Origin of the sequence: Mycobacterium sp. (genome assembly GCF_032161845.1) — a bacterium.
In the GTDB taxonomy this organism is placed as follows: domain Bacteria; phylum Actinomycetota; class Actinomycetes; order Mycobacteriales; family Mycobacteriaceae; genus Mycobacterium.
This window is the reverse complement of the sequence record NZ_JAVRQA010000374.1, coordinates 1-4,533: the sequence shown is the minus strand read 5'-3', so window position 1 is coordinate 4,533 and position 4,533 is coordinate 1. Positions and strand designations below refer to the sequence as shown.

The following is a 4,533-nucleotide window of genomic DNA, read 5'->3' as shown; positions in this document are numbered from 1 at the left end:
ATGCTGTAGGTGCGCATCGGTCCGACGCCGTGGGTCAACACCAGCCAGCCCGCATCGGTTTCCATTGGCGGACCACAGTTTCCGAGTTGCAGCGTCTCCCATGACTCGGTGGGCTGCTGGCAGGGCGACGACGTCGGCCACACCGTCAGATGCTCGGCGAAGGCCACGGTGTTGGTCTCGCGGTCCGATCGCGACATGGCGGCGTACCGACCGTTGATCTTTCGTGGGAACAACCCGAGGCCCTTGTTGGCGGCTGCCCGACCGACGAGGGGCACGGAGGTAAAGCTCTGGAAGTCCGTGGTCGCGAGCAGCTGCTGGCTGATGTGGGATCCGCTGTAAGCGGTATAGGTGGCGTAGTAGGTGACCGAACCGTCGTCGTCGACGAAGCGGACGAAGCGGGCGTCCTCCATCCCCGCCTGCTCGGCATCCATGGCGGGCCACAGCACGCGCTCCGACAGCGTGACGTCAGAAGGAAATTCGACGGCGTACGAGCGCGCGGCGATGCCACGGATCATCTCAATGGTGCGCTTGGCCGGTCCGCGGGTGCGCAAGTTGGCGCGCAGGCTGTCGAGTCGGCCGTCCAGTTCCGATCGCGTGAAGAATTCACCGAGGGCACCGAGGACGTAGTCCGCGACTTCGCCGCCGAGACGCTGTTCGCCGAGTTCGGCCCGAAAGGCGGCCGCGTCGAGCAGGGTGGGTTCGACGCGGCCGGTCGAAGCGAACGGGTGGGGTTCGTCGATGGTGGCGTGGCCGGTCGAGTCGACGACGCCGGTGCGGAAGCCGATGGTCGAACGGTGGCCCTCGCCGATGCCCCGCACGCTCATCACGAACCGCAGGCTTCCGACGGGCGTATCAGCCTGATCGGGGTGGGCGACGACGCTCGGATTACACAGCGCCGCGCCCTCGATGGCGTACTCGTTGGTGAACGTCGCCCCCAGCAACAGCATTCGCGATTCCGTGAACTCGCGCTCGGGGTCGAGGCGGTCGGCAAGCTCGCTGGCATGGCGGCGGAACGTGCCGCGTAGGTCACGGTGGCGGCCGTCGAAACGGGCGAACACGTCGTCCATGGTCGCCCGAACCTCGTCGGCGCTGAGGGCGAGGATGCGGGAGAGCACGACACCTGCCCGCGACTCCTGGGTCTCGAAGCCCTCCTGGCCGGGCACGAAGAGCCGCGTGACCACGCGACCGCGGTCGGCCGCGATGCGCTGGGCGCTTCGAGTGGCGAGCTGGCTATGCGTCGATGTCATTGCGGCACAGGCGAAAAGCGCCTAGCCAACTGCAAGGTGGAGATCACGGCAAGCGTCGACTCAGCCCCCTGATTGAGGTTGACGCGGTCCTCGTGCAGCCCGTCGAAACCACCGCCGGTCAGCGGGTCCCACATCGTCAGTCCGAGGTCGTTGGCACCCTCGAACCAGGCGGCCGCGGATCGGATGCCCTCGGGCCAGGTCGGCCGCGGATCGACCGTCGCCGCACGTGCGCAGGCTTCGGCCAGGGCAGCCACCTCGATCGGCTGCTGGTCGAAGGCGGGCCGGGCGTCCCCCGGTCCGCGGCCCCCGACGGGAGTTGGCGAGAGATGGCCATCCGACGTCTCTTGACCCAGCAGCCATTCCAGGGAAGCGAGGCCACGCTCTCGCAGCGCCTGGTCGTCCAAGGCGACGCCCGTCGCGATCATCGCCTCCGCGAGTACCGCGTTGGCATAGGTGAGCCGCTCCTCGGGCCAGGGCCATTGGTCGTTGCCTGCGGGTTGCGCGATGGCGGCGGCGTAGTCGGTGAGTAGCCGGAGCGCAGCGACGTGGCCCGGCTCGAACGTGAGGATCTCGGCGGCGCCGATCGCGGCGAACGCGCTTGCCCGAGGGTGCGGTGACCTGGCCTTCGCGGCACGGTCGAACTGGATGACGGCCAACCTGCGGACCAGGCTGACGTCGCTGTGGGCGGCGGCGGTGCCGAGGCCCCAGATCATCCGGCCCCAGTGATCGTCGGTGGTCGGCTTGTCCGTCCAATTCCCCGCGGCGTTCATCCGGTTGCGGCAGGTGCCGTCGAAGGACTGTGCGTCGTTCAGGAACTGGAGGGCCTTGCGTGCGAGTCCCTTGAGCGGACCGGACGCGTTGGGTTCACGGGTGGCGACGACGAGCACCCTGGCCATGTCGTCGGTGCAGTAGCCGTGCTCGCGACGGGGTTCGGTGAGGCAGGCGTGCTCGAAGGTGGCGCGATGGTCCGTCATTCGCAGGAGGTGCGCGAACACGGGTTCTGGCGCGAGGTCGGTCATGCTGCCGCGCTCCTGGCGGCGACGAGCCGTTGCGCCAGGTTGTCGTAGGCGCCGGCGACCACGGGCCAGGCCAGCGTCGGGGCCAACCCGCGCGCCTGCGACTCCATGGAGCCCGCGACGCGCGGATCAGTCAACAGCCGACGGAGGGCGGCAACCAGTGCCTCGGGATCGTCGTGACCGACCACTGTGCCCGCCCCGCTGCCGAGCAACTCGACGGCGTGGGGGAACGCGGTGGCGACGATGGGCCGTCCGCTGGCGATCGAGTCGACCAACACACCGGAGGTGACCTGGTCCTTCGAGTCGTAGGGCAAGACCACGACGGAGGCGGTCTGGATGAGCGCGGTCAGTGCTGCGGTGTCGCGGTAGGTCGCGTCGAAGGTGACCGAATCGGCGACGCCGAGGCGCTCCGCCTGCGCGATGAGGCCCTCGCGGTAGGCCTCGCCGCTGGCGGCGAGCACCTTCGGGTGGGTGCGACCGGCGATGAGGTACCGCGGATGGCCGGGGAGGTCCTTGAGCACTGCCATGGCGTCGATGACGCGCTCGATGCCCTTGCCGGGACCGATCAGTCCCCACGTCAGGATGGTCGGCCGACCCGAGGTCTTCGACGTGGCGGCGCTGGGCAACGCCGCGCCGTGCGGGATGGTCGTGATCTTGCGATGGTCGACGGTGAAGCCTTCGCACAGGCGCACGCGGGCGGCCTCCGACATGACGACCACCTGATCGGCCATCGCCGCGACGTCTTCGAGCACCGAACGTTGGTGCGGCGTAGGGCTTTTGACGACGGTGTGGGCGACGACGATCGACGGGACGGTGAGTCCCTTGACGACGTCGACGACCTCGTCGCCATCGGGACCGCCATAGATGCCGTACTCGTGCTGGATGACGGCGACGTCGCTCTGGTTGAGCAATTCCGAACATGCCCGCACCGACGGCTGCGACCCGTTGACGAGCTCACCGACGACGTCGACGTTCGAGGTGGGTGTCCCGTCGGCGATGCGCACGTAGCTGACCTTGGCGCCCCTACCTGCGAGGCCGCCACCAAGGGCGGCGCTGAACGTCGCCAGCCCACACGGGGTCGGCGGGTGCGTACTGAGGATGCCGAAGTTCGGCACGTACGAAAAGTTTTGCATCCCAAAGGGAGCGGTCAAATGGTTTACAAGCGTTGAAGCATTCAAGATTTTCCCCGACTGGGCAATTGTGCCGGCGCGGCCGACGGGTGTGAAGACTCGGCGAGATCAGCGCGCAGATACGCAAAGCTGATCGATTCCGGTCTCGCCGGGCGAACCCGGCTTCCCTGAGACTACACCCTCGGCGGCTGCGTCAGCTACCCGATGCGAGATCCGTTGCGGCGCAACAACGCGAGGCCGTCGGCGTCGAACATCGTCGCGTTCACCCGCGCTGGCGCTGGCATTGAGGAGTGCTTGAGCCCGGCAATCGTGATCAAAAGATCCACCAAACTTCTGTCGTCGATACAACTGGCCTGACGCGTCCCCGGATTCCAGAGACGTCTTGGTTAAAGTCGTGCAAGTCCTCCCCCACCCGGGACCATAGTATTGTTTCCATGGAATGCAGGCGGTCCACATACCGATCTGAGTTCTAGCGGCGTGGAGCGGAGGTCTGGTGATGATCGCGGCTTGGTATGACCGGCAGGGTCCCGCAGCTGAGGTACTCCAAATCGGGGAGTTCCCCGCGCCGGAGCCGGGGCCGGGTGAGGTCCGGGTGCGGGTGTCGCTCTCCGGCGTCAACCCTGGGGACACGAAGAAGCGTGCGGGCTGGCCGGGTTCGCCAATGATCTATCCGCGGGTCATTCCCCACAGCGACGGCGCCGGTGTTATCGATGCGGTCGGCGCTGGCGTCGACACCAATCGACTCGGGCAGCGGGTGTGGACCTACGGCGCCCAGTCCTACCGGCCGCTCGGAACCGCGGCGCAGCTGACCTGCGTCCCCGACCGGCAGGCGGTGGTCCTCCCGGACGAGGTCAGCGACGAGCTCGGTGCCTGCTTGGGTATTCCCGGCATTACTGCACACCGCGCTGTTTTTAGCGACGGCCCCGTCGCGGGAAAGATGATTCTGGTTCACGGCGTACTCGGTTCGGTGAGTTCCCTGGCCGCCCAGCTGGCTCATTGGGGCGGGGCCACAGTGATCGGCACCGTGGTGCACGCAAGCGACCTCGAGCGGGTCGATACCTCCGTCGTCTCCCACGCGGTCGCGCTCGACCAAACCGACGCGGCATCGGCGATCCGTCACCACGCCCCCGATGGCGTAGA

5 protein-coding genes are annotated in these 4,533 nt (G+C 67.6%); 1 reads left to right on the top strand and 4 read right to left on the bottom strand.

Going from position 1 to position 4,533, the window contains the following annotated elements; all coding sequences use genetic code 11:
• The 4 genes from QOD90_RS20320 to QOD90_RS20305 form a co-directional block, all read right to left on the bottom strand.
• On the bottom strand, positions 1–1,247 hold a 1,247-nt coding region (locus tag QOD90_RS20320; RefSeq protein ID WP_526352635.1), incomplete at its 3' end, for a glycoside hydrolase family 130 protein.
• Positions 1,244–2,266 (bottom strand): glycosyltransferase, encoded by a 1,023-nt coding sequence (locus QOD90_RS20315; protein ID WP_526352634.1) that lies wholly within the window; start codon positions 2,264–2,266, stop codon positions 1,244–1,246. The genes QOD90_RS20320 and QOD90_RS20315, both read right to left, overlap by 4 nt.
• Positions 2,263–3,396, bottom strand: a complete 1,134-nt coding sequence (locus QOD90_RS20310) for a glycosyltransferase (protein ID WP_526352633.1) — start codon at positions 3,394–3,396, stop codon at positions 2,263–2,265. The genes QOD90_RS20315 and QOD90_RS20310 overlap by 4 nt, the downstream gene beginning before the upstream one ends.
• A 194-nt stretch (positions 3,397–3,590) precedes the next feature.
• The gene (locus QOD90_RS20305; protein WP_526352632.1) at positions 3,591–3,719 is read right to left on the bottom strand and encodes a hypothetical protein; all 129 of its coding nucleotides are present in this window, start codon (positions 3,717–3,719) and stop codon (positions 3,591–3,593) included.
• Positions 3,720–3,889: 170 nt separating this feature from the next.
• Here QOD90_RS20305 and QOD90_RS20300 point away from each other — a divergent pair.
• Positions 3,890–4,533: alcohol dehydrogenase catalytic domain-containing protein (locus tag QOD90_RS20300; RefSeq protein WP_526352631.1), on the top strand; the 644-nt coding region annotated here is incomplete at its 3' end.